Source organism: Jatrophihabitans fulvus, assembly GCF_054781375.1.
In genome coordinates this window covers 10509-31071 of the sequence record NZ_BAAGUN010000008.1, presented here as the reverse complement: position 1 = coordinate 31071, position 20563 = coordinate 10509, and the positions used below count along the sequence as shown (strand labels likewise).

18 protein-coding genes and 1 tRNA gene are annotated in these 20563 nt (G+C 72.8%); 4 read left to right on the top strand and 15 right to left on the bottom strand.

Annotated elements, in window-relative coordinates; translation table 11 throughout:
* Positions 1-62: 62 nt before the first annotated feature.
* The 3 genes from ACYVP9_RS21315 to ACYVP9_RS21305 are packed head-to-tail and all read right to left on the bottom strand — an operon-like array spanning position 63 to position 2868.
* Positions 63-809 (bottom strand): hypothetical protein, encoded by a 747-nt coding sequence (locus tag ACYVP9_RS21315; RefSeq protein ID WP_460606980.1) that lies wholly within the window; start codon positions 807-809, stop codon positions 63-65.
* Positions 806-1882 (bottom strand): ABC transporter ATP-binding protein, encoded by a 1077-nt coding sequence (locus tag ACYVP9_RS21310; RefSeq protein ID WP_460606979.1) that lies wholly within the window; start codon positions 1880-1882, stop codon positions 806-808. Before ACYVP9_RS21310 ends, ACYVP9_RS21315 begins: the two co-directional genes overlap by 4 nt.
* The gene (locus ACYVP9_RS21305) at positions 1879-2868 is read right to left on the bottom strand and encodes an LLM class F420-dependent oxidoreductase (protein ID WP_460606978.1); all 990 of its coding nucleotides are present in this window, start codon (positions 2866-2868) and stop codon (positions 1879-1881) included. Before ACYVP9_RS21305 ends, ACYVP9_RS21310 begins: the two co-directional genes overlap by 4 nt.
* Positions 2869-2927: 59 nt before the next feature.
* Between ACYVP9_RS21305 and ACYVP9_RS21300 the strand changes: the two genes are divergently transcribed.
* Positions 2928-4703 carry a gamma-glutamyltransferase family protein gene (locus tag ACYVP9_RS21300; RefSeq protein ID WP_460607244.1) on the top strand — a complete coding sequence of 592 codons (1776 nt, stop codon included), beginning with the start codon at positions 2928-2930 and terminating at the stop codon, positions 4701-4703.
* A gap of 11 nt (positions 4704-4714) precedes the next feature.
* Positions 4715-5314, top strand: coding sequence for a TetR/AcrR family transcriptional regulator (locus ACYVP9_RS21295; RefSeq protein WP_460606977.1), 600 nt, complete (start codon positions 4715-4717; stop codon positions 5312-5314).
* Here the strand turns inward: ACYVP9_RS21295 and ACYVP9_RS21290 are convergent.
* The gene (locus ACYVP9_RS21290; RefSeq protein ID WP_460606976.1) at positions 5253-5924 is read right to left on the bottom strand and encodes a phosphatase PAP2 family protein; all 672 of its coding nucleotides are present in this window, start codon (positions 5922-5924) and stop codon (positions 5253-5255) included. The two genes, ACYVP9_RS21295 and ACYVP9_RS21290, sit on opposite strands and share 62 nt — an antisense overlap.
* Before the next feature lie 14 nt (positions 5925-5938).
* A complete protein-coding gene (locus ACYVP9_RS21285; RefSeq protein WP_460606975.1) occupies positions 5939-6445 on the bottom strand; it encodes a DoxX family protein in 507 nt (168 codons plus the stop codon).
* 75 nt (positions 6446-6520) lie between these two features.
* On the opposite strand from ACYVP9_RS21285, the gene ACYVP9_RS21280 reads away from it, so the two are divergent.
* Positions 6521-6847: a plasmid stabilization protein gene (locus ACYVP9_RS21280; RefSeq protein ID WP_460606974.1), complete on the top strand. Its 327-nt coding sequence runs from the start codon at positions 6521-6523 to the stop codon at positions 6845-6847.
* 4 nt (positions 6848-6851) lie between these two features.
* Here the strand turns inward: ACYVP9_RS21280 and ACYVP9_RS21275 are convergent, their stop codons facing one another.
* The 6 genes from ACYVP9_RS21275 to ACYVP9_RS21250 all read right to left on the bottom strand — a co-directional run bounded on the left by ACYVP9_RS21275 (position 6852) and on the right by ACYVP9_RS21250 (position 13375).
* Entirely contained in the window at positions 6852-9269 is a 2418-nt protein-coding gene (locus ACYVP9_RS21275; protein ID WP_460606973.1) for a glycoside hydrolase family 65 protein, read from the bottom strand.
* Positions 9266-10000, bottom strand: coding sequence for a beta-phosphoglucomutase family hydrolase (locus ACYVP9_RS21270; protein ID WP_460606972.1), 735 nt, complete (start codon positions 9998-10000; stop codon positions 9266-9268). The genes ACYVP9_RS21275 and ACYVP9_RS21270 overlap by 4 nt, the downstream gene beginning before the upstream one ends.
* Before the next feature lie 59 nt (positions 10001-10059).
* Positions 10060-10365: a chorismate mutase gene (locus tag ACYVP9_RS21265; protein ID WP_460606971.1), complete on the bottom strand. Its 306-nt coding sequence runs from the start codon at positions 10363-10365 to the stop codon at positions 10060-10062.
* Entirely contained in the window at positions 10362-11981 is a 1620-nt protein-coding gene (locus tag ACYVP9_RS21260) for a SelB domain-containing protein (protein WP_460606970.1), read from the bottom strand. The genes ACYVP9_RS21265 and ACYVP9_RS21260 overlap by 4 nt, the downstream gene beginning before the upstream one ends.
* Positions 11972-13246 carry an L-seryl-tRNA(Sec) selenium transferase gene (selA, locus tag ACYVP9_RS21255; protein WP_460606969.1) on the bottom strand — a complete coding sequence of 425 codons (1275 nt, stop codon included), beginning with the start codon at positions 13244-13246 and terminating at the stop codon, positions 11972-11974. Before selA ends, ACYVP9_RS21260 begins: the two co-directional genes overlap by 10 nt.
* A 33-nt stretch (positions 13247-13279) precedes the next feature.
* A tRNA-Sec gene (locus ACYVP9_RS21250) sits at positions 13280-13375 on the bottom strand.
* A 38-nt stretch (positions 13376-13413) separates the two neighbouring features.
* On the opposite strand from ACYVP9_RS21250, the gene selD reads away from it, so the two are divergent.
* Entirely contained in the window at positions 13414-14409 is a 996-nt protein-coding gene (gene selD / locus ACYVP9_RS21245) for a selenide, water dikinase SelD (protein ID WP_460606968.1), read from the top strand.
* A gap of 114 nt (positions 14410-14523) precedes the next feature.
* On the opposite strand, the gene ACYVP9_RS21240 is transcribed toward selD, so the two are convergent.
* From ACYVP9_RS21240 to fdh, 4 genes are all read right to left on the bottom strand, one after another.
* Positions 14524-14856 (bottom strand): YnfA family protein, encoded by a 333-nt coding sequence (locus ACYVP9_RS21240; protein WP_460606967.1) that lies wholly within the window; start codon positions 14854-14856, stop codon positions 14524-14526.
* Between the two features lie 400 nt (positions 14857-15256).
* Positions 15257-16255, bottom strand: coding sequence for an NrfD/PsrC family molybdoenzyme membrane anchor subunit (nrfD, locus tag ACYVP9_RS21235; RefSeq protein ID WP_460606966.1), 999 nt, complete (start codon positions 16253-16255; stop codon positions 15257-15259).
* Positions 16252-17271, bottom strand: coding sequence for a 4Fe-4S dicluster domain-containing protein (locus ACYVP9_RS21230; RefSeq protein ID WP_460606965.1), 1020 nt, complete (start codon positions 17269-17271; stop codon positions 16252-16254). The genes nrfD and ACYVP9_RS21230 overlap by 4 nt, the downstream gene beginning before the upstream one ends.
* The gene (fdh, locus tag ACYVP9_RS21225; protein WP_460606964.1) at positions 17268-20495 is read right to left on the bottom strand and encodes a formate dehydrogenase; all 3228 of its coding nucleotides are present in this window, start codon (positions 20493-20495) and stop codon (positions 17268-17270) included. Before fdh ends, ACYVP9_RS21230 begins: the two co-directional genes overlap by 4 nt.
* Positions 20496-20563 lie beyond the last annotated feature (68 nt).

Here is a 20563-nt window from a genome sequence, read left to right as displayed (position 1 = left end):
GCATGTGAACCGCGCCCGAGTGTGCGGCATGAGACTCCCGGGGCCGGGCGGCGCGCGCCGCGTCAGGTGATGTCGCGGGTCAGCGTCAGCGCCGAGCCGAGGATGGCCGGGACGAACGCCCACAGCAGCAGCGCCACCACTCCGCCCCAGACCGGCAGCAGGGTGACCCCGTTGAAGTCGCGGTCGCCGCTGATCAGGATCGCGTTCAGCGCCCCGGCGGGCAGGTAGGGGAACACGTGCTTGATGCCGGGCACGGCGCCGATGATCGGCTGCAGGACGAGCAGGAAGACGATTCCCACGACGACGGCCACGATCTGGTTGCGCAGCAGCGCGCCCACACCGAGGCCGATGATGCCGAAGAGGGCGAGCACCGCGAACACACCGATGATGGCGCGCTGCACGTCGCCGTCGCCGAAGTCGACGTCGACCCCGCGGCTCGAGAGCCAGGGCAGTGCGATCGCCAGCTGCACGATCACGGCGGCGGCCGCGTAGAGCACTCCCAGCACGGCGTACGTGATCATCTTGGCGGTGACCACGACCCAGCGCGACGGCGTGATCAGCACGGTCGGGGTGATCGTCTGGTAGCGGAACTCGGTCGTGACGCCGAGCACGCCGAGCACGAACGTGACGACGTAGCCGGTCGCCGAGGACGCGAACAGGTTGGGGACGTCGTCGCCGGCGAGGCTCTGCTGGCTCGCGATCCCTCCCACGACGAGAAGGCCGCTGACGGCCATCGCGGCCAGCAGGAGCCAGAACCACACCTGCGTGGTGCGCACCTTGAGGAACTCGGCCTTGACGAGCGCTATCACCGGACACCTCCCTGGGGTGGTCCGTACTGCCCGGGCGGTGGTCCGTACTGCCCCGGCGGTGGTCCGTACTGCCCCGGCGGGGGCCCGTACTGCCCCGGCGGGGGCCCGTACTGCCCGGGCGGCGCGCCCGGGGCCCCACCCGGACCGGGCGGCGGTTCGGACGTGAGCTGGAAGAACAGGTCCTCGAGGTCGGAGCGCCGCGGGCTGAGCTCGTGCAGCTCGACCCCCGCGGTGAACGCGGCGTGGCCCACGCCGGCGACGTCGAGCCCGCGGACCTCGAGGGTGCCGGGGTCGACGCGGGTGACGGTGGCCGAGCCCGTCCGCTCCAGCGCCTCGGCGAGCTGCGCCGCCTGCGGGCTGCGGACGAGCACCCGGTCGGTGCCGGCGGTGAGCTCGGCGATCGAGCCCTGCCGCACGAGCCGTCCGCGGTTGAGGATGACCACGCGGTCGGCGATCTCCTGCACCTCGTTGAGCTGGTGGCTCGAGACGAGCACCGTCCGTCCCTCGGCGGCGAGCGATCGCAGCAGGTTGCGCAGCCAGCGGATGCCTTCGGGGTCGAGACCGTTGGCCGGCTCGTCGAGGATCAGGACGGCGGGGTCGCCGAGCAGCGCCTGCGCCAGGCCGAGCCGCTGCCGCATGCCGAGCGAGTAACCGCGCACCTTGCGCTTCGCGGCGTCGGTGAGGTTGACGAGGGCGAGCAGCTCGTCGGCGCGACCGACCGGGATCCCGGACGCGGTGCAGAGGATGCGCAGGTGGTTGCGGGCGGTGCGGGCCGGGTGGAACGAGCTGGCCTCGAGCATCGCCCCGACCACCCGCGACGGTGCGTCGAGGTCGCGGTACGGGCGGCCGCCGACGGTGGCGGTGCCGGCGCTGGGGTGCACCAGGCCGAGCACCATCCGCAGCGTGGTGGTCTTGCCGGCGCCGTTCGGGCCGAGGAAGCCGGTCACCGACCCGGGCTCGACGGTGAAGCTGAGCCGGTCGACGGCGCGGACGGACCCGAACTGCTTGGTCAGGCCGTCGACGACGATGCGGCCGCGGTCGGCCGGCGGTGCGGCGGTGGGGGCGGCGGTCACGACGCCAGCTCCGGGACGACCCGCGTCGCGAACAGCTCCATGGCGCCGCGGTCGTAGGCGACGTCGGCGAAGTTGGTGATCGCATAGGTCATGCCGAGGCTCTCGAGCTGCTTCAGCGTCTCGACGATCTGCTCGGGGGTGCCGACGAGTGGTCCGCTGCGGAACATGCCCTCGAACCGGGCGAACGCGTCGGCGGGCACGCGGGAGCGGTAGTGGTCCAGCACCCACTCGAGCCGCTGCTGCACCTCGGCCTCGGTCTCGCCGATGATCACGTTGTAGTTGGCGGAGCGGGTGATGGCGCCGAAGTCGGTGCCGAGATCACGGCAGTGCTGCTCGAGGATCTGCGACTTCTGCCGGAAGTCCTCGGGCGTGCCGTCGAAGTTCGTGTACTGCGCGTACTGCGCGGCGATGCGCAAAGTCTTCTTCTCGCCGCCGCCCGCGATCCACAGCGGGATGCCGCCGGGCTGCAGCGGCAGCGGACGACCGATCGCGCCGGACACCTGGTAGTGCTTGCCGGCGAGCGTGGCGGTGCCGTCGCGCCACATCTGCCGCATGATCTGCACGCCCTCGTCGAGCATGGCCAGCCGCTCGCCGGCACGGGGGAACCCGTAGCCATAGGCGTTCCACTCGTGCTCGTACCAGCCGGCGCCGATGCCCATCTCGACCCGTCCGCCCGAGATGACGTCGCACGTCGCCGCGACCTTGGCGAGGTAGGCGGGGTTGCGGTAACCCATGCAGGTGCACATCTGCCCGAGCCGCACCCTGGACGTCGCCGCGGCGTAGGCGGCCATGAGGCTCCACGCCTCGTGCGTCGCCTCCTCGGTCGGCACCGGCACCGTGTGGAAGTGGTCGTAGACCCAGATGGACTCCCACGGCCCCTCCTCGGCGGCCCGGGCCACGCCGAGCATCGTCCGCCAGTGCTCCTCCGGCGGGATCCCCGCCAGATCGAGGCGCCAACCCTGCGGGACGAAGACACCGAATCGCATGAAGCGACCCTAGCGGCGCTCCGCTTGGGCAGGATCGACGTGTGACCGCGCAACTTCCCATGACCACCCGTCCGGAGCTCGTCGGCGACTTCGGGATGGTGGCGTCCACGCACTGGCTCGCGTCGGCGGCCGGCATGGCGATGCTCGAACGCGGCGGCAACGCGTTCGACGCGGCCGTCGCGGCGGGCTTCACCCTGCAGGTCGTCGAGCCGCACCTGAACGGACCGGGCGGGGAGGTGCCGATCCTGCTCGCCCGCGGGTCGGGCGCGCACGTCGAGGTGGTGGCCGGCCAGGGACCCGCGCCGGCCGCCGCGACGACCGGGCGGTTCGCCGACCTGGGCCTCGACCTCGTGCCGGGGACCGGGCACCTGGCGGCCACCGTCCCGGGGTCGTTCGACGCCTGGCTGACCCTGCTCGAGCGCTACGGCACGATGCGGCTGGCCGACGTGATGGAGCCTGCGATCGGGTGCGCGCGCCGGGGCTATCCGGTGCTGCCGGCGATCGCCCGGACGGTCGCGACCGTCACCGACCTGTTCCGCGACCACTGGCCGACGTCCGCCGCGGTGTACCTGACCGACGGCGCGCCGCCGCGGCCCGGCACCCGGCTGCGCAATCCCGCCCTGGCCGACACGTACGAGCGGCTGGCGCGCGCGTCGCGCGGCATCGGTCGGGCGGCGGGCATCCGCGCCGCTCGCGACGCCTTCTACCGCGGCTTCGTCGCCGAGGCGATCGACGCGTTCGGGCGGCGGCCGGTCATGGACACGTCCGGACGCGAGCACGCCGCGCTGCTCACCGCGGACGACCTGGCCGGGTGGCGCACACCGATCGAGGCGCCCGCCACCCTGGACATCGGCCGCTACCGCGTCGCGAAGACCGGCGCGTGGGGGCAGGGGCCGGTGCTGCTGCAGCAGCTCGCGCTGCTCAGCGGCTTCGACCTGGCCGACACCGCGCCCGACGACCCGCAGCTGATCCACGTCGTGCTCGAGTGCGCGAAGCTCGCCTTCGCCGACCGCGAGGCCTGGTACGGCGACGTGCCCGACGTGCCGCTCGCGACGCTGCTGTCGCGTGCCTACGCCGACGAGCGGCGCGCACTCGTCGGTGACACGGCGGACGGCGAGTTGCGGCCGGGACGTCCGGACGGCCGCGAGCCGCGGCTGGCCGACTTCGGCGAGGCCGCCGGCGGCGCCGGGGTCGGCGAACCGACGCTCGACAGCGCCGTGGAGCCTGCCGTCGACGCCCGCGGCGGCACTCGCGGCGACACGTGCCATCTCGACGTCGTCGACCGCTTCGGCAACATGGTGTCGGCGACGCCGAGCGGCGGCTGGCTGCAGAGCTCACCGGTGATCCCGTCGCTCGGATTCGGATTGGGCACCCGAGCGCAGATGTTCACGGTGACGCCGGGTCTGCCGAATTCGATGGCGCCGCGCAAGCGTCCGCGTACGACGCTGTCGCCGTCGATGGCGCTGCGCGACGGTGCGCCGTACCTGGCGTTCGGCACGCCCGGTGGCGACCAACAGGACCAGTGGCCGCTGCCGTTCTTCTTGTTCCACACCCTGTTCGGCCTGAACCTGCAGGAGGCGATCGACGCCGCGACGTGGCACAGCACCCACTTCCCGTCGTCCTTCTACCCGCGGGAGTCCTACGCCCGCGGCGCCGTGGTGGAGGACCGCGTCGGGCAGGACGCGATCGACGGGCTGCGGCGCCGGGGCCACGACGTCACCGTCTCCGGCGGGTGGACGCTGGGGCGGCTCAGCGCCGTCTCGCGGGAGCCCGACGGGACGCTGCGCGCCGCCGCGAATCCTCGCGGCGCGCAGGGTTACGCCGCCGGACGGTGAACACTGAGCGGGTGACCTCGTCGGGAACCGAGCGGCAGACGGAGCGACGCGGCGCCGTGGACTACTTCGGCGTCGCCCTCGAGGTGCTGGCCGAGCTGGGTCCCGACGCGCTGACCATCGCCGAGCTGTGCCGCCGTCTCGAGCTGACGAAGGGGTCCTTCTACCACCACTTCGGCAGCATGCCGGCGTTCGTCGACGACCTGCTCGAGTTCTGGCAGCGCGAGCACAGCCAGCGGTTGATCGACGCGGCGGGCGCGCTGGGCGAACCCGTCCTGCAGCTGACCGCGATGAAGGACTACGCGGTGGCGCTGCCCCACCCGTCCGAGGCGGCGATCCGCGCGTGGGCCCGCAGCAACGCGCGGGTCGCCCGGGCGGTCGCCGCGGTCGACGAGCTGCGCGACCGTGCACTCGTCGAGGCCCTTCAGGCGCTGGGGGTGCCCCCGCCGCGGGCGGACGTCATCGCCGCGCTGGGCATGTCGGTGCTGGTCGGCGTGCAGACCCGCGACCGTCCGGTGCGTCCGGACCGGCTCGCCGCCATGTTCGACGAGGTCATGCGGCTGGCACTGCGGGAGGCGGATCCGGCGCTGCTGTCGGGGGCCGACGGTCACTGACCCGCTGCAGCACGACCGTGGCGACCAGCACCCAGGTCGTCGCGAGCAGCCACCCCCCGGCGACGTCCGTCGGGTAGTGCACGCCGAGCCACAACCGGCTCGCGGCGACGACCACGGCGATCGCCGCACCCAGCACGACGGCCGCCGCCAGGAGGGGTCCGCGCCGCAGGCGTGACAGCACGATCAACAGCACGAGCACCCCGGCCATGGACGTGGTCGCATGGCCGCTGGGGAACGACGCGCCCGCCGCGTGGGTCAGGTCGTCGGCGACCGCCGGCCGGTCGCGCCGGACGGCGAGTTTCACAAGGGTGCTGAGCGACGACGCGACCGGCACCGTCACCGCGCAGTAGAGCGCGAGGGACCGCCGGCCCCGCAGCCTCAGCGCGACACCGACCGCCACGGCGACCGCCTGGAACACCGCGGGCTGCCCGACCGCGCTGACGGCCTTCCAGAACGTGACGAGCGCAGGATGCCCGGCGGTCTCGCCGCTCAGCGTGGCGGACGCGTCGACGTCGAACCGCCGCAGCGGACCCCACCGGCTCGTCACGAGCACCAGGTCGAGCACGAACAGCACGGCGGCACCGGCGGCACCGACCTGCAGGCGACGCACCCCGGCGCCGGCGTTCAGGAGCCGGAGGGCTTGCGCCAGAACGCCGCGAGCTGCGCGGCGGCGCCGGCGAGACCGAGCCCGGCGGCGAGCGCGGCCCGGCGGCCGGGGGTGCCGGCGTCGGCGACGCCGACGAGCCGGTCGACGCTGTACCGGCCGCTGCCGAGCGCCGCGAGCGCCACGGACGCGACTGCGATCATGCCCGTGTACTCCCACCCCTCGGCGGTGATGAAGAAGCCGTTCGGCTGGTGGACGGTGCGGATCGCGACCGACATGGTGCCGACGACAGCCGCGGCCGACAGCGGTGTGGCCGCGCCCGCGACCAGGGCCGCGCCGCTGCCCACCTCGACGGCGGACGACAGCTGGGCCTGCAGCCGCGGCTGCCGGAAACCGATGGAGCCGAACCAGCCCGCGGTGCCCTCGAGCGAGCGTCCGTGTTTCACCCCGTGGGCGATCATCGTGCCGCCGATCGAGCCGCGCAGCAGCAGGCGGGCGAGCTCGGCGGGATCGCGTCGGCGGGCCATGACCCGAATCTAGTGCCCGCCCGTGCGGCGAAGCGGGTACGACTTCTCCGTCCGTCGAGCAGAGGATGTGGTCGCATGCCGCAGGGGTGGAGCAAGAAGCGCGAGAAGCAGTACGAGGACATCAAGGAGAGCCTCGAGGACCGCGGCCGGTCGGAGAAGACGGCCAAGGAGATCGCCGCGCGAACGGTGAACAAGAACCGGGCCCGGGCGGGGGAGTCGAAGCAGGCCAGCAAGACCTCGACCGACGACATCTCCTCGTCCCGGCGCGGTGGCCTGCGCTCGCACCAGGGCGCCCAGGGGCGCACCAAGGCGCAGCTCTACGAGGAGGCCAGGCGCAAGAACATCGAGGGCCGCTCGAGCATGACCAAGGCCGAGCTCGAGAAGGCCGTCGGACGGCAGTAGCGCCTCAGCCGGCGGTACCGTCCGCGTCCCGCGAGCCCGCCCGGTGCGGCCGCCGTCCGGGCGGTTGTGTCGGTGTCGGGGTCATCGGGTCGACGGACGTCCACGGCCGGGTGACCGGCTCGCCGGGCGTGACCTCGAGGTCCTCGCGGTCGTCACCGTCGCTGAGGTGCGTGACCGGCACCGAGCAGTCGCCCTCGACGCTGTAGGTCGCCGAGTCGGCGTCGACCTCGACGTGCAGCAGGCACCCGCGGTAGCGCAGGCCGAAACGCAGCTTCGTCCACGTCGGTGGCAGCTGCGGGCGGAACGTCAGGCGCTCGCCGAAGTCGCGCAGACCGCCGAAGCCCGCCACGACCGCGAGCCAACCGCCGGCCAGCGAGGCGATGTGCAGCCCGTCGCCACCGTTCTTGTTGAGGTCGCGCAGGTCCATCAGCGCCGCCTCGGCCAGGTAGTCGGTGGCCAGCTCGAGGTGACCCACCTCGGCGGCGATCACCGCCTGCGTGCACGCCGACAGCGACGAGTCACGGACGGTCAGCGGCTCGTAGTACGCGAACGCCTTCGCCTTCTGCTCGGCGGTGAAGGCGTGACCGGCCCAGTGCAGCGCCATGACGAGGTCGGCCTGCTTGACGACCTGCCTGCGGTAGAGGTCGAAGTACGGCGCGTGCAGCAGCAGCGGGTACGCGTCCTTGTCCTCCGACTTCTCGAAGTCCCACACCTCGAGGTCGGTGTAGCCGCGCGACTGCTCGTGCACGTCGCGCTGCTCGTTGAACGGCACCGCCACCGTGTCGGCGGCACGCTGCCACTCGGCGCGCTCGTCGTCGGTCACGCCGAGCTCGGCGGCGGCGCCCGGCCACCGCGCGGCGACCGCGGCGGCGTCGTCGAGGTTCTGCGCGGCGAGCAGGTTCGTGTACACGTTGTCGTGCACGATCGCGCTGTACTCGTCCGGGCCGGTGATGCCGTCGATGTGGAAGCGTCCGTCGTCGCCGTGGTACCCCAGTGACGCCCACAGCCGGGCGGTCTCGACGAGCACCGGCAGCGCGACGTAGTGGTCGAAGTCCTCGTCGCCCGTCCAGCGCACGTGGCGTGACACCGCGGCCGAGATGCCGGCGTTGACGTGGAACGCGGCGGTGCCCGCCGGCCAGTAGGCCGAGCACTCCTGGCCGCGGATCGTGCGCCAGGGGAAGGCCGCCCCGCCGAGGTGCAGGGTGCCGGCTCGCTCGCGGGCCAGCTCGATGGTCGACGCGCGCCAGCGCAGCGCGTCCGCCGACGCGTCCGGTGCCGTGGCGGTCAGCAGCGGCAGCACGAACATCTCCGAGTCCCAGAACGCGTGGCCGTCGTAGCCCGGGCCGGTGAGGCCCTTGGCGGGGATGGCGCGCTGCTCGGCCCGGATGCCGGCCTGGAAGGAGTGGAAGATGCCGAAGCGGACGGCCTGCTGCAGCTCGTCGTCGCCCTCGATCTCGACGTCGGCGCCGCGCCAGAACTCGGTGAGGTCCTCCTCCTGCTCCTGGGCGAGCAGGTCCCAGCCGGCGTGGAACGCACTGACGACGGCAGCGCTCACCTGGTCGCGCAGGGCGGGTGTCGAGCGCTGGCTCGACCAGCCGTAACCCACGACCTTCGTCAGGTCGAGCTCGGTGCCCGGCTCGAGCTTGACCGGGAACATCAACCGGGCCCAGTTGTCGTGCGTCTCGAGCTCGCAGCCGACCTTCTCGGGGGCGCGGATGACGTGGTCCATCATCGCCGCCATCTGCAGCTTGCTGCCCTCGGTGCGGTGCACCAGGTAGGCGCGGGTGCCCTTGCCCCAGTGCTCGACCGGCTTGAGCGCGTTCTTCATGACCGCGGCGACGCGTGGGTCCTTCGACTGCTTGGGCAGCTTCTCGTTGGCCACGAGTTCCGACTGCACGACCAGGCGCAACGGACGGTCGAGGGCCTCGACGCGGTAGCGGATGGCGGCGATCGAGCGGTGCCGGATCGACACCAGGCGGCTCGTCCGCAGCCGCACCCGGGCACCGGCCGGCGAGCACCAGACGACCTCGCGCTCGAGCACGCCACGGCGCATGTCGAGGCAGCGTTCGTGGTGCTCGATGACGCCGTAGCGCAGGTCGAGCGGCTCGTCGTCGACCAGCAGCCGGATCAGCTTGCCGTTGGTGACGTTGAGGACCGTCTGTCCCGACTCGGGGTAGCCGTAGCCCGCCTCGGCGTACGGCAACGGACGGGTCTCGTAGAACGAGTTCAGGTAGGTGCCGGGCAGGCCGCTCGGATCACCCTCGTCGAGGTTGCCACGCAGCCCGATGTGGCCGTTCGACAGCGCGAACAGCGACTCCGACTGCGCGAGGAACGACTGGTCGAGGCCGATCTCGCGCACGCACCACGGCTCGACGGGGAAGCGGCCGTCCCGCTCGCTGTGGTCGGTGACGTCGTGGGTCACTGGCCCTTCGCCTCCAGCAGCTCGGAGAGGTCGTCGACGACGACGCTCGCCCCGTGGGTCTCGAGGTCGTGGCGGTGGTCGTCGTCGAGACGGTTCACGCCGACGACGTAACCGAAGTCGCCGGCCCTGCCGGCCTGCACACCCGAGGTGGCGTCCTCGAACACGCACGCCTGGGACGGCTCGGCGCCGGCGTCCTTCGCGCCGGCGAGGAACGAGTCGGGCGCGGGCTTGCCCTTCATGCCGGTGCTCTTGATGGTCTTGCCGTCGACGCGTCCCTCGACGAGATCGGCGAGGCCGGTGACGTTCAGGACGTCCTCGGTGTTGGCGGACGACGACACCACCCACCGGCGCAACCCGGCGTCGCGGGCCGCCTCGAGGAAGCGGCGCGAGCCCTCGAAGACCTTCACGCCGTCGGTCCTGATCCGGCGCAGGACGTCCTGGTTCTTGCGATTGCCGATGCCGTTGACGGTGTCGCCGTCGCGGTCGTCCTCGTCGCCCTCGGGGACGTCGATGTCACGGGACTTCAGGAAGTCGCGGACGCCGTCGAGGCGGGGCTTGCCGTCGACGTAGGCGTTGTAGTCCTTGTCGGTGAACTCGCCCTGCCCGTGGCGTTCGAGCACCGGGTCGAACGTGGCCTTCCACGCGGCGCGGTGCACTGCGGCGGTGTCGGTGAGCACGCCGTCGAGATCGAACAGGCAGGTCGTGATCCCGTCGGGGAGTCCAAGAGGCACGAAGCGAATGGTGCCCCACACCCGGGGCTTCGTCACGGCGGCGCTCTGGGACCCCGCTCTCAGGACGGGGACGTGGTGCCCTGCGCGATCGCGCGGTGGTGCTGCACGACCTCGGCCACGATGAACGTCAGGAACTTCTCGGCGAACGCCGGGTCGAGGTGCGCGTCCTGCGCCAGTGCGCGCAATCGCGCAATCTGCCGCTCCTCACGGGCGGGGTCGGCCGGCGGCATGCCCGTCCGGGCCTTCAGCTCACCGACCGTCCGGGTGAGCTTGAACCTCTCGGCCAGCAGATGGACCAGCGCGGCGTCCAGGTTGTCGATGCTGCCGCGCAGCCGCTCGAGTTCCGCGGTGCTGTCAGTGGTCACGAGGTGACCGTACGGTGCGTGCCGTCGACCCGTTCGGTGAGGCCGCGGTCGTCGAGCAGTTCGAGCAGCGGCACCGCCACCCGACGCGTCGTGCCGAGTGCCTGGCGGGCCGCGCTGAGGGTGAACGGCTGCTCGATCGCGCGCAGCCGCGCGACGGCGCGGGCAGGGGCGTCGGCGCCGACGACCAGTTCGGGGGCCAACCGCAGCAGGCTGCCCGCCTTGTGGGCAGCCATCAGCGCCCGCGGCCCCAGACCCAGGGCGGCCAGCTCGTCGCGTTCGGGCGCGTCGAACGGGTTCGCGGCGAGCCGGGCGAGCAGCATGTCGAGCCCGGGGACGGCCGGTGCCGCGGCGGGGCGGCCGACCCGACCGCCGGTCTCGACGAGCCCGCGTTCGGCCAGCCAGCCCGGCCAGCGGTCGGCGGACACCAGCCAGCCGTCGTGCTCGCGGACGGGCGGTCCCGGAGTGCCGGTGATGCCCAGGCGGACGAGGTGGTCGGCGCGCACCGCCCCGCGGCGGGCGACCTCGTCGTCGAGGCGTGGCGTTCCCGTCGCAGCGGCGAGCGCGACGGCGCGTTCCGCGGCCGCGCCCCGGCGGCGCAGCGACGGCGGGTCGGCGTCCAGCACGAGGGCGCCCGCGGCAACGGTCTGGAGTCCGGGATCGCGCAGCACCGCGCGGTCGCCGGCGCGCAGCGGCAGGGGACGCGCGAGGGTCAGCCGGGCGTGCGTCTCGTCCAGGCGGCGGACGCGGACGGGTACCGCCGCGGTGCCGGCGTGCAGCACGAGTTCTCGCGGGATGTCCTCGCGGGGGGCGAGGCGGACGTCGAAGCGGTCGGTCGCGAGGAACCGGTCCGGGGTGAGCAGCGCGTCGCCGCGGCCGACCTCGTCCGGGTGGGTGCCGCGCAGGTTGAGGGCGACCCGGGCGACGCCGGTGACCCGCTGCCGCTCGGACTCCGCGCTCTGGATGCCGCGGACGGTGACGAGCCGTCCGCCGATCTCGAGCTGGTCGTCGACGGCGATCGTGCCGGCGGCGAGGGTGCCGGTGACGACCGTCCCGGCGCCTTTCACGCTGAAGCTGCGGTCGAGCCAGAGCCGGACGGGCGCGTCGTCGTCCGGTGCGGGCAGCGCGGCGGCCAGCCGGTCGAGCGCCGCGACCAGGTCGGGCAGCCCGTCGCCGGTGCGGCCCGACACGGTGAGCGCCTCGACGTCGCCGAGGGTGGTCGAGGCGAGCCGTTCCCGCGCGTCGGCGAGCGCGGGCGCGGGGTCGGCGAGGTCGCTGCGGGTGACCGCGAGCAGGCCGTGCCGGACGGCGAGCGCGTCCGCCGCGGCGAGGTGCTCCTCCGACTGCCGCGACCAGCCGCCGTCCGCGGCCACGACGAACAGCACGGCCGGGGCCGGGCCGAGGCCGGCGAGCATGTTGGCGACGAAGCGCTGGTGCCCGGGCACGTCGACGAACGCCAGGTGCGCGCCCGACGGCAGCGTCGTCCAGGCGTAGCCGAGGTCGATGGTGAGGCCGCGGCGGCGTTCCTCCGCCCAGCGGTCGGGCTCGGTGCCGGTGAGCGCGCGGACGAGGGTCGACTTGCCGTGGTCGACGTGCCCGGCGGTGGCGACTACCGGCACGCGCGGACCGCGTCCTCGATCACGGCGTCGTCCGCGGGGTCGACGCAGCGCAGGTCGAGCAGCAGGTGACCGTCCGTGACGCGGCCGACGACCGGGGGAGTGCCGGTGCGCAGTCGTGCGGCGAGACCTTCGTCGAGCGCGACCGCCCAGCCGGGCAGCCCGAGTCCGGGAGCGCCGCCGCCGCCGACCGCCCCGTCCGACGCGACGACCTCGCCGCCGGTCGCGTGCGCGAGGTGTTCGCACCGCCGGCGCAGCCCGTCGGCGTCGGCGGTGAGCGCCGCCCAGGTCGGGGTCCCGGGGCCGCGCAGCGTCGCCTCGAGCGCGGCGAGGGTCGTCTTGTCGACGCGGTACGCGCGGTACATCGGGTGGCGCCGCAGGGTGGCGAGGGTGTCGGCGTCGCCGAACAGCAGGCCCGCCTGCGGGCCGCCGAGCAGCTTGTCGCCGCTGCACGTGACGACGGCGGCGCCGGCCCGGACGGCCGTGGTGACGTCCGGCTCGTCGGGAAGCAGCGGGTGCGGGGCGAGCAGGCCGCTGCCGACGTCGGCGATCACCGGTGGTCCGAGGCGGGCCAGCTCGTGCACCGGCACGGTGCCGGTGAACCCCTCGATGCGGAAGTTGCTCGGGTGGATCTTGAGCACGGCCGCGGTGTCGGGCCCGATCGCCCGGGCGTAGTCGGCGACGGTGACGCGGTTGGTGGTGCCGACCTCGCGCAGCCGCGCGCCGGTGGCCTCGATCAGGTCGGGCAGGCGGAAACCGTCGCCGATCTCGACCAGCTCGCCGCGGCTGACGACCAGCTCGCGTCCCGCGGCGAGGGCGCCGGTGGCCAGCGCGAGCGCGGCGGCGCCATTGTTGACCACGAGGGCGGCGCCGCCGTCGGGCACGGCGTCGCGCAACGCCTGCAGGGTGCCGCGGCCGCGAGTGGCCCGTTGCCCGGTCGCGAGGTCGAACTCGACGTCGGTGTAGCCCGCGGCGGACGTGATCGCGTCCAGGGCGGCGGCCGACAGCGGGGCGCGTCCGAGGTTGGTGTGCAGCACGACCCCGGTCGCGTTGATCACCCGCTGCGTGCTCGTCGGTGTGGCGGGCAAGCGGCGGACGGCCTCGTCGACCGCGTCCTGCGGGGGCACCGTGCCGGCGCGCACGTCGGCGAGGGTGGCGACGACCGTCCGCTTGACCTCGTCGCGGCCGAGCCGGTCGACGGCGGCCACGAGGCGCGCGTCGGCGAGCACCGTGTCGGTGCGCGGGACGGCGCGTCTGGGGTCGGTCATCGTCGCTCCTGCGGGTCCCGTGGAGACGGACTGTGGCGGAGACGGACGGGAATCGAACCCGCCGAACCGAGTTGCTCGGCTCCACCGGTTTTGAAGACCGGGAGGGCCACCAGGCACCTGTACGCCTCCGCAGTCGACGCTACCCGGCGTTGCGTACCGTCGAACCGGTGACCGCGCAGCGCATCCGGCTGACCCAGTACGCCCATGGCGGAGGGTGCGCCTGCAAGATCCCACCCGGCGAGCTCGAGGACGTCGTCGCCGGGCTCACCGGCCGCACTCCGGACGGCGCGAACGAGCTGCTGGTCGGCCTCGACGTCGGCGACGACGCGGCCGTCGTGCGGGTCGACGGGACGACCGCCGTCGTGGTTACCGCCGACTTCTTCACCCCGGTCGTCGACGACGCCTACGACTTCGGGCGGATCGCGGCCGCCAACGCGTTGTCCGACGTCTACGCGATGGGCGGACGTCCGGTGGTGGCGGTGAACCTGGTCGGCTGGCCGCGCGACGTGCTGCCCGACGAGCTGCTGCGCGAGGTGTTGCGGGGCGGCCTCGACGTCGCCCACGCGGCGGCCTGTCACGTCGGCGGCGGGCACAGCATCGACGACCCCGAACCGAAGTACGGCATGGCCGTGACCGGGTTGGTCGATCCAACCCACTTGTTGCGCAACGACGCCGCCGTCGCGGGACTGCCGATCACGTTGACCAAGCCGCTCGGTGTCGGCGTGCTCAACAACCGGCACAAGAGCACCGGCGAGGTGTTCGCGAACGCGGTCGAGTCGATGACGACGCTGAACGCGGACGCCGCGACGGCCGCGGTGGCCGCCGGGGCGAGGGCGGCCACCGACGTCACCGGGTTCGGGCTGCTCGGCCACCTCTTCAAGATGGCCCGCGCGTCCGGGGTCACCGCCGTCGTCGACGCGGCCGCGGTGCCCTACCTCGACGGCGCCCGCGACGCGTTGCGCGACGGGTTCGTCAGCGGCGGCACCAAGCGCAACCTCGACTGGGTCGCGCCACACCTGTCCGCGTCCGTCGACAGCGACGAACTGCTGCTGCTCGCCGACGCCCAGACCAGCGGCGGCCTGCTCGTCGTCGGCGAGGTGCCGGGGTACCCGGTCGTGGGCGAGACCGTCGCCGCGGGCGATGCGGTGGTCGTCGTCCGCTGAGTCCCGCCCCGAACCGCGTCCCCGCCGGTTGACCGGCACGGTCCACCACTGACTGGACGACGTCAGGTCGCCAGTGAGTACCCGAACGCGCCACTCATCTCCGGACGATGCCGGTCAGTCGCTCGCGCGGGACATGATCACCGCGACGCCCACCAGGCAGAGGGCGGCACCGGCGACGTCCCAGCGGGTGGGACGGAACCCGTCCGCGACCATGCCCCATAGCAGCGATCCGGCGACGAACACCCCGCCGTAGGCGGCCAGCACCCGTCCGAAATGCGCGTCCGGTTGCGCGGTGGCGATGAAGCCGTACGCGACGAGCGCCAATGCCCCGCCGGCCGCGAACCACCACGGACGGGATTCCCGCACCGCCTGCCAGATCAGCCACGCCCCGCCGATCTCGGCCAGGGCGGCCAGCACGAACAGGACTCCGATACGCACCGCGGTCACAACGCCCGACGCTAGCGCCCGCAGGACAGTGCCCCTCGCCTTCGACGACGGTGACCCCTCGACCTGGCAGCGCGCGGCACTTCTGCTCTGCCCGCACGGACGCGGGCATCGAGCCGCCCCCGCACGGACGCGGGCAGAGCAGTAGGGATCGCGGAGGCCCCGCTGCGCACGGATGCGGGCAGACCAGTAGGGATCGCGGAGGCCCCGCTGCGCACGGATGCGGGCAGAGCAGTAGGGATCGCGGGGGCCCCGCTGCGCACGGATGCGGGCAGAGCAGAAGGGATCGCGGAGGCCCCGTCTGCGCACGGATGCGGGCAGAGCAGAAGGGATCGCGGAGGCCCCGCTGCGCACGGACGCGGGCAGAGCAGTAGGGCGTGCGGGCGCGGGGTGTGCGCCCCCGTCAGGCGCCGGACTCGGCGCGGCGGTCGGCGCGTTCGCGCTGCGGGACCACCGTGTACTTCGGGTCGCGCGCAGACTCCTGCCCGGCCTCGAACACCCCGAAGCGGGTGCAGACCGAGCCCGCCATGAGCGCGGCGCCCGAGACGGCCGAGACGGCACGCGACCGGCGGCCGAGCACCGCGAGCGCGGCGCCGGTGACGGTGAGCGCCTTCGACGCCCGCATCAGCCGACCCGGGGTGCCGTCGTGCAGCGCCTCGGCGGCGAGGCCCATCGACTGCTCCATGCGCTGCTCGGCCGCGAGCTCGACGAGCGCTCCGGCGACCGCCAGGCGACGTGCCGGCCCGCTCTCGGACAGCGGCGCGGCGATCATGCCGAGCCCGCCGGACGCGGCGGACGCCGAGCCGACGAACACGAACGGCAGCTCGCGGTGCGCCTCGTGCCACGCCGGTGTCGCGGTGTCGGCGAGCAGGACGGCCGTGTACGACGCCACCGCGGGTGCGGTGAGCGCCGCGCCGAGACCGGCCGGACGGGCGAACACCCGCAGCAGCCGGCCGGCCCACGCGAGCTTGCGCGGCAGCAGCGGCGCGAGCTCGGCGGCGCCCGCGAGCCCGGCGGCGGGACCGTAGACGGTGAGGATCCAGGTACCGACCGACATGGGGGACGTCGGCTTCGCAACCCGCAGCATGTTTACGAACCGCGCCGGCTTGCCGAGGTCGTGCACGAGCGCGGCGAACGACGCGGTGATGGCGGTCAGCGCGGCGATGCGGCCGGTCCGGCGCAGCCCGGGACGTCCGGTGAGGTCGGCGCCCGCGGCGAGCAGCGACGACCCGCCAGCCAACCCGCCGAGAAACAGGTACGCGGGGATGTCCGCTTCCCACGGCGACGGCTTGAGCACCGGCCGTCCGTAGTAGGACGTGAACTCGACGTCCGGGACGACCGGGTCGCCGTCGCCACCCCGGCGCCGGCGGCGTCCGCCCCGCCGCTTCGCGGTGTCAGTCACCGCCGCCGTCCCAGGAAGACGCTCGCCGCGGCGGCGAGCATGCCGGCGGCGGCGAGGCCGGCCTGCCGCCACATGGCGGGCAGGTCGCGGGTGGTCACCACCGGGTCGGGCGGCAGCCCGTAGACCTCGGGCTGGTCGAGCAACAGGAAGATCGAGCCGTTGCCGCCGACGCCGTCGTCGGGACTCTCGCCGTAGAGCCGGGCGTCGGTGACGCCCTGCTCGTGCAGTGCCTCGACCCGCTTCTGCGCGCGTTCGCGCAATTCGTCGAGATCGCCGTACTGGATCGACTGTGTCGGGCACGCCTGCGCGCACGCCGGTGGCTTGTCGGCCTGCAGCCGGTCGTAGCAGAGCGTGCACTTCTGGGCGATGCCCACGTTCTTGGTGCCCTTGTCGCCGATGCGCCGGTCGATGACGCCGAACGGGCAGGCGGGCACGCAGTAGCCGCAGCCGTTGCAGATCTCGTCCTGCACGACGACGGTGCCGAACTCGGTGCGGAACAGCGACCCGGTGGGGCACACGTCGAGGCACGCAGCGTGGGTGCAGTGCTTGCAGACGTCGGAGGACATCAGCCACCGCAGCTCGGTGCGGCGCTCGGTGTTCTCCTCACCCGGAAGTCGGGTGGTGGGGATGCCGAGCGACACCTTCGTGGTGTCGGTGCCGAGCATCTCGCGCTGCCCGGAAGTCGCGTCGTCCGCGGCGATGTTCAGGGCGTCGGACGCCGGCGGCCCGACGGGCATGCCCTCGCGGCCGGCGTCCTGGGTGCCGAACGGCTTGGACTGCTCGATGAACGCGACGTGGCGCCAGGTCGACGCGCCGAGCGCCCCGGTGTTGTCGTACGACGACCCGAGCAGGTTGAACCCGTCGTCGGGAACGCCGTTCCACTCCTTGCACGCCACCTCGCAGGCCTTGCAGCCGATGCAGATGGACGTGTCGGTGAAGAAGCCCTTGCGGGGCGGCGGCTCGTGCCAGCCCGCGCGTTCGGCGACGTGGGGGTCCGGTCCGTGGAACTGGCTCACGAGGACTCTTCCGGCTCGGAGGTGACCAGCTGGTTGCCGGTGTCGATCGTGGTACCCGCCCTGCTCTGGTACTCCGCGACGTAGCGGAGCAGGGCCGGACCGGTCGGACGGCGGCCGGGCTGGATGTCGCAGGACGCCACCTTCGACTCCTGGATGTGCACGTTGCGGTCGAGCGTCAGGCCGAACAGGTCGTTGGCGGAGTCACCGGACGTCAGCGCGTCCTTGCCGACGCCCCAGTGGTACGGCAGGCCGATCTGGTGCACGACGCGGTCGCCGAGGCGCAGCGGCACCATGCGGTCGGTGACCAGCACGCGAGCCTCGATCGCCGTGCGCGATGTCACGATCGTCGCCCAGCCGAGGTGCTCGAGACCGCGCTCGCGCGCGAGTTCGGGCGAGACCTCGCAGAAGAACTCCGGCTGCAGCTCGTTGAGGTACGGCACCCACCGGCTCATGCCGCCTGCGGTGTGGTGCTCGGTCAACCGGTAGGTCGTGAACACGAAGGGGAACACGTCGGCGGCGGGCTCGGGCGGCGACGGGTTCTGCAGGTTGTCCTTGCGCTTGAACACCTCGCGCGTCGGGTTCGCCTGCTGCGTGTAGAGCGCGTTGCGGACGGGCGATTCGGCCGGTTCGTAGTGCGCCGGCAAGGGGCCATCGACGAGCCCCGTCGGCGCGAAGAGCCAGGCCTTGCCGTCGCCCTGCATGATGAACGGCTCGTCGCCGCGCAACGCGTCCGGCCCGGTCGCGCCCTCGGGCGGACGGTAGGACGGCGCCTTCGTGGCGACGAAGTCGGCGTTGTCGTGGCCGACCCACTTCTGCTCGTCCTCGTCCCACCACACGTAGGCCTTGCGTTCGCTCCACGGCTTGCCGTCGGGATCGGCGGACGCGCGGTTGTAGAGGATGCGCCGGTTGGCCGGCCACGCCCAGCCCCACTCGGGTGCCACGTAGTTCTGCTCGCGACCGGGCTTGCGCCGCATGGCCTGGTTGACGCCGTCGGCGTACACGCCGGTGTAGATCCAGCACCCGCCGTAGGTGGACCCGTCGTCCTTCATCTGCGTGTACGAGTTCAGGAACGAGCCGTTCGGGCCGCGGCCGTTGATCTCCTGCAGCACCGCGTCGGCGGACGGCTCGCCGTGCCGGTCGACGGGGTAGTCCCAGGTGATGTCCAGCAGCTGCCGGTCGCGCGCCTCGGTCGAGCCGGCGAGCCGCTCGCGCAGCCGCCGTCCGAGGTGGAAGAAGAAGTGCAGCTCGCTGCGGCAGTCGCCCGGCGGCTCGACCGCCTTGTGGTGCCACTGGAGCATGCGCTGCGTCTGGGTGAACGTGCCGTCCTTCTCGACGTGCGAGGCGGCGGGGAAGAAGAAGACCTCTGTCTGGATGTCCTCGGTCTTCAGCTCGCCCGTCTCGATCTCGGGCCCGTCCTTCCAGAACGTGGCCGTCTCGATCATGTTGACGTCGCGGACGACGAGCCACTTCAGGTGTGCCATGGCCAGGCGCTGCATCTTGCCGTGCGCGGAGCCGACGGCCGGGTTCTGCCCGAAGACGAGGTAACCCTCGATCTTGTCGTCGAGCATGTCCATCACCGTGCGGTACGTGCCGTGGTCGTCGTTGATGCGCGGCATGCGATCGAAGGCCCAGTCGTTCTCGGCGGTGGCGGCCTCGCCCCACCAGGCCTTCTGCAGGTTGATCGCGTAGGTGCGCGCGGCCGACCAGAACCCCTTCTGGTCGGCGTCGGCGATGTCGCCGACCCAGTCGTCGAACGACTCGTGCGCCACGCGCGGCATGGGGATGTAGCCCGGCAGCAGGTCGAACAGCGTGGGGATGTCGGTGGAGCCCTGGATGCTCGCGTGCCCGCGCAGCGCCATGATGCCGCCGCCCGGGCGGCCCATGTTGCCCAGCAGCAGCTGGATGATGGCCGAGCCGCGGATGTACTGGATGCCCACCGAGTGGTGCGTCCAGCCGACCGAGTAGACCCACGACGTCGTCCGCTCGCGGTTGCTGTTCTCGGTGACGGCGCGGCACACGTCGAGGAACTGCTGCTCGGTGACGCCGCAGATCTCGGCGACCTTCTCGGGCGTGTAGCGGGCGTAGTGCCGCTTCAGCACCTGGAAGACGCAGCGCGGGTGCTGCAGCGTCTCGTCCCGCGTCTGCGGGTCGTTGGTGACCGGCACGGTGTTGCCGGTCGCGCGCTTGCCCGCAGCCGAGTGGACGGTGCCGTCCTCGTACTGCCACGTCGTCGTGTCGTACTCGCCCTTCTCGGGGTCGTAACCCGAGAACAGGCCGTCGAGATCGTCGGTGTCGACGAAGTCGTCACGCAGGATCGTGGCGGCGTTGGTGTAGGCCTTCACGTACTCGTCGAACCACAGCCCGTTGGACAGGATGTAGTGGACGATGCCGCCGAGGAACGCGATGTCGGAACCTGCCCGCAGCGCGACGTGCTGGTCCGCGACCGCGGACGTGCGCGTGTAGCGCGGGTCGATGTGGATGATCTTCGCGCCGCGCGCCTTCGCCTCCATCACCCACTGGAACCCGACCGGGTGGCACTCGGCCATGTTCGAGCCCTGGATGACGATGCAGTCACTGTTGGCGAGGTCCTGCAGGAACGTCGTCGCGCCGCCGCGCCCGAGCGATGCCCCCAGACTGGGGACGGTGGCGGAGTGTCAAATACGGGCCTGGTTCTCGATCTGCACCGCGCCCATTGCGGTGAACAGCTTCTTGATGAGGTAGTTCTCCTCGTTGTCGAGGGTCGCGCCGCCCAGGCCGGCGATGCCCAGGGTGCGGTTCACGACGCGCCCCTGGTCGTCGCGCTCGTTCCAGGTGCGGGCGCGGGTCTCGAGGACGCGGTCGACGATCATCTCGGTCGCCGTCTCGAGGTCGAGCGGTTCCCACTCGGTGCCGCCCGGACGGCGGTACAGCATCGCCGTCTGCCGCGTGGGCGAGTTGACGTACTGCTCGCTCGCGGACCCCTTCGGGCACAACCGGCCGCGTGACACGGGGGAGTCGGGGTCGCCCTCGATCTGCACGACCTTGCTGTTCTTGACGAACACGTTCTGGCCGCAGCCGACGGCGCAGTAAGGGCAGACGCTCTTGACCACGGCGTCGGCGGTCTCGGTGCGGGCGACCTTGTCGCGGGTGCCGGCGGACTGCGCCGCGGCACCGCGGCCGTAGCGATCGGCGCCGGTCAGCTGCCGGACGACCGGCCAGCCGAGGAAGGTGTCTCCGAGCCCCACGCCCCGGACGCTACCCCGTCCCGATCACCGGCTACCGCATCGGACGGATACGCGACCCCTGTGTCCGG

What these genes read in the sequence shown, in the direction of transcription:
- selA (WP_460606969.1), bottom strand. Translation starts at nt 13,246, where the DNA reads ATGACCGACCCCAGACGCGCCGTCCCGCGCACCGACACGGTGCTCGCC.
- ACYVP9_RS21300 (WP_460607244.1), top strand. Translation starts at nt 2,928, where the DNA reads ATGACCACCCGTCCGGAGCTCGTCGGCGACTTCGGGATGGTGGCGTCC.
- ACYVP9_RS21280 (WP_460606974.1), top strand. Translation starts at nt 6,521, where the DNA reads ATGCCGCAGGGGTGGAGCAAGAAGCGCGAGAAGCAGTACGAGGACATC.
- ACYVP9_RS21285 (WP_460606975.1), bottom strand. Translation starts at nt 6,445, where the DNA reads ATGGCCCGCCGACGCGATCCCGCCGAGCTCGCCCGCCTGCTGCTGCGC.
- ACYVP9_RS21305 (WP_460606978.1), bottom strand. Translation starts at nt 2,868, where the DNA reads ATGCGATTCGGTGTCTTCGTCCCGCAGGGTTGGCGCCTCGATCTGGCG.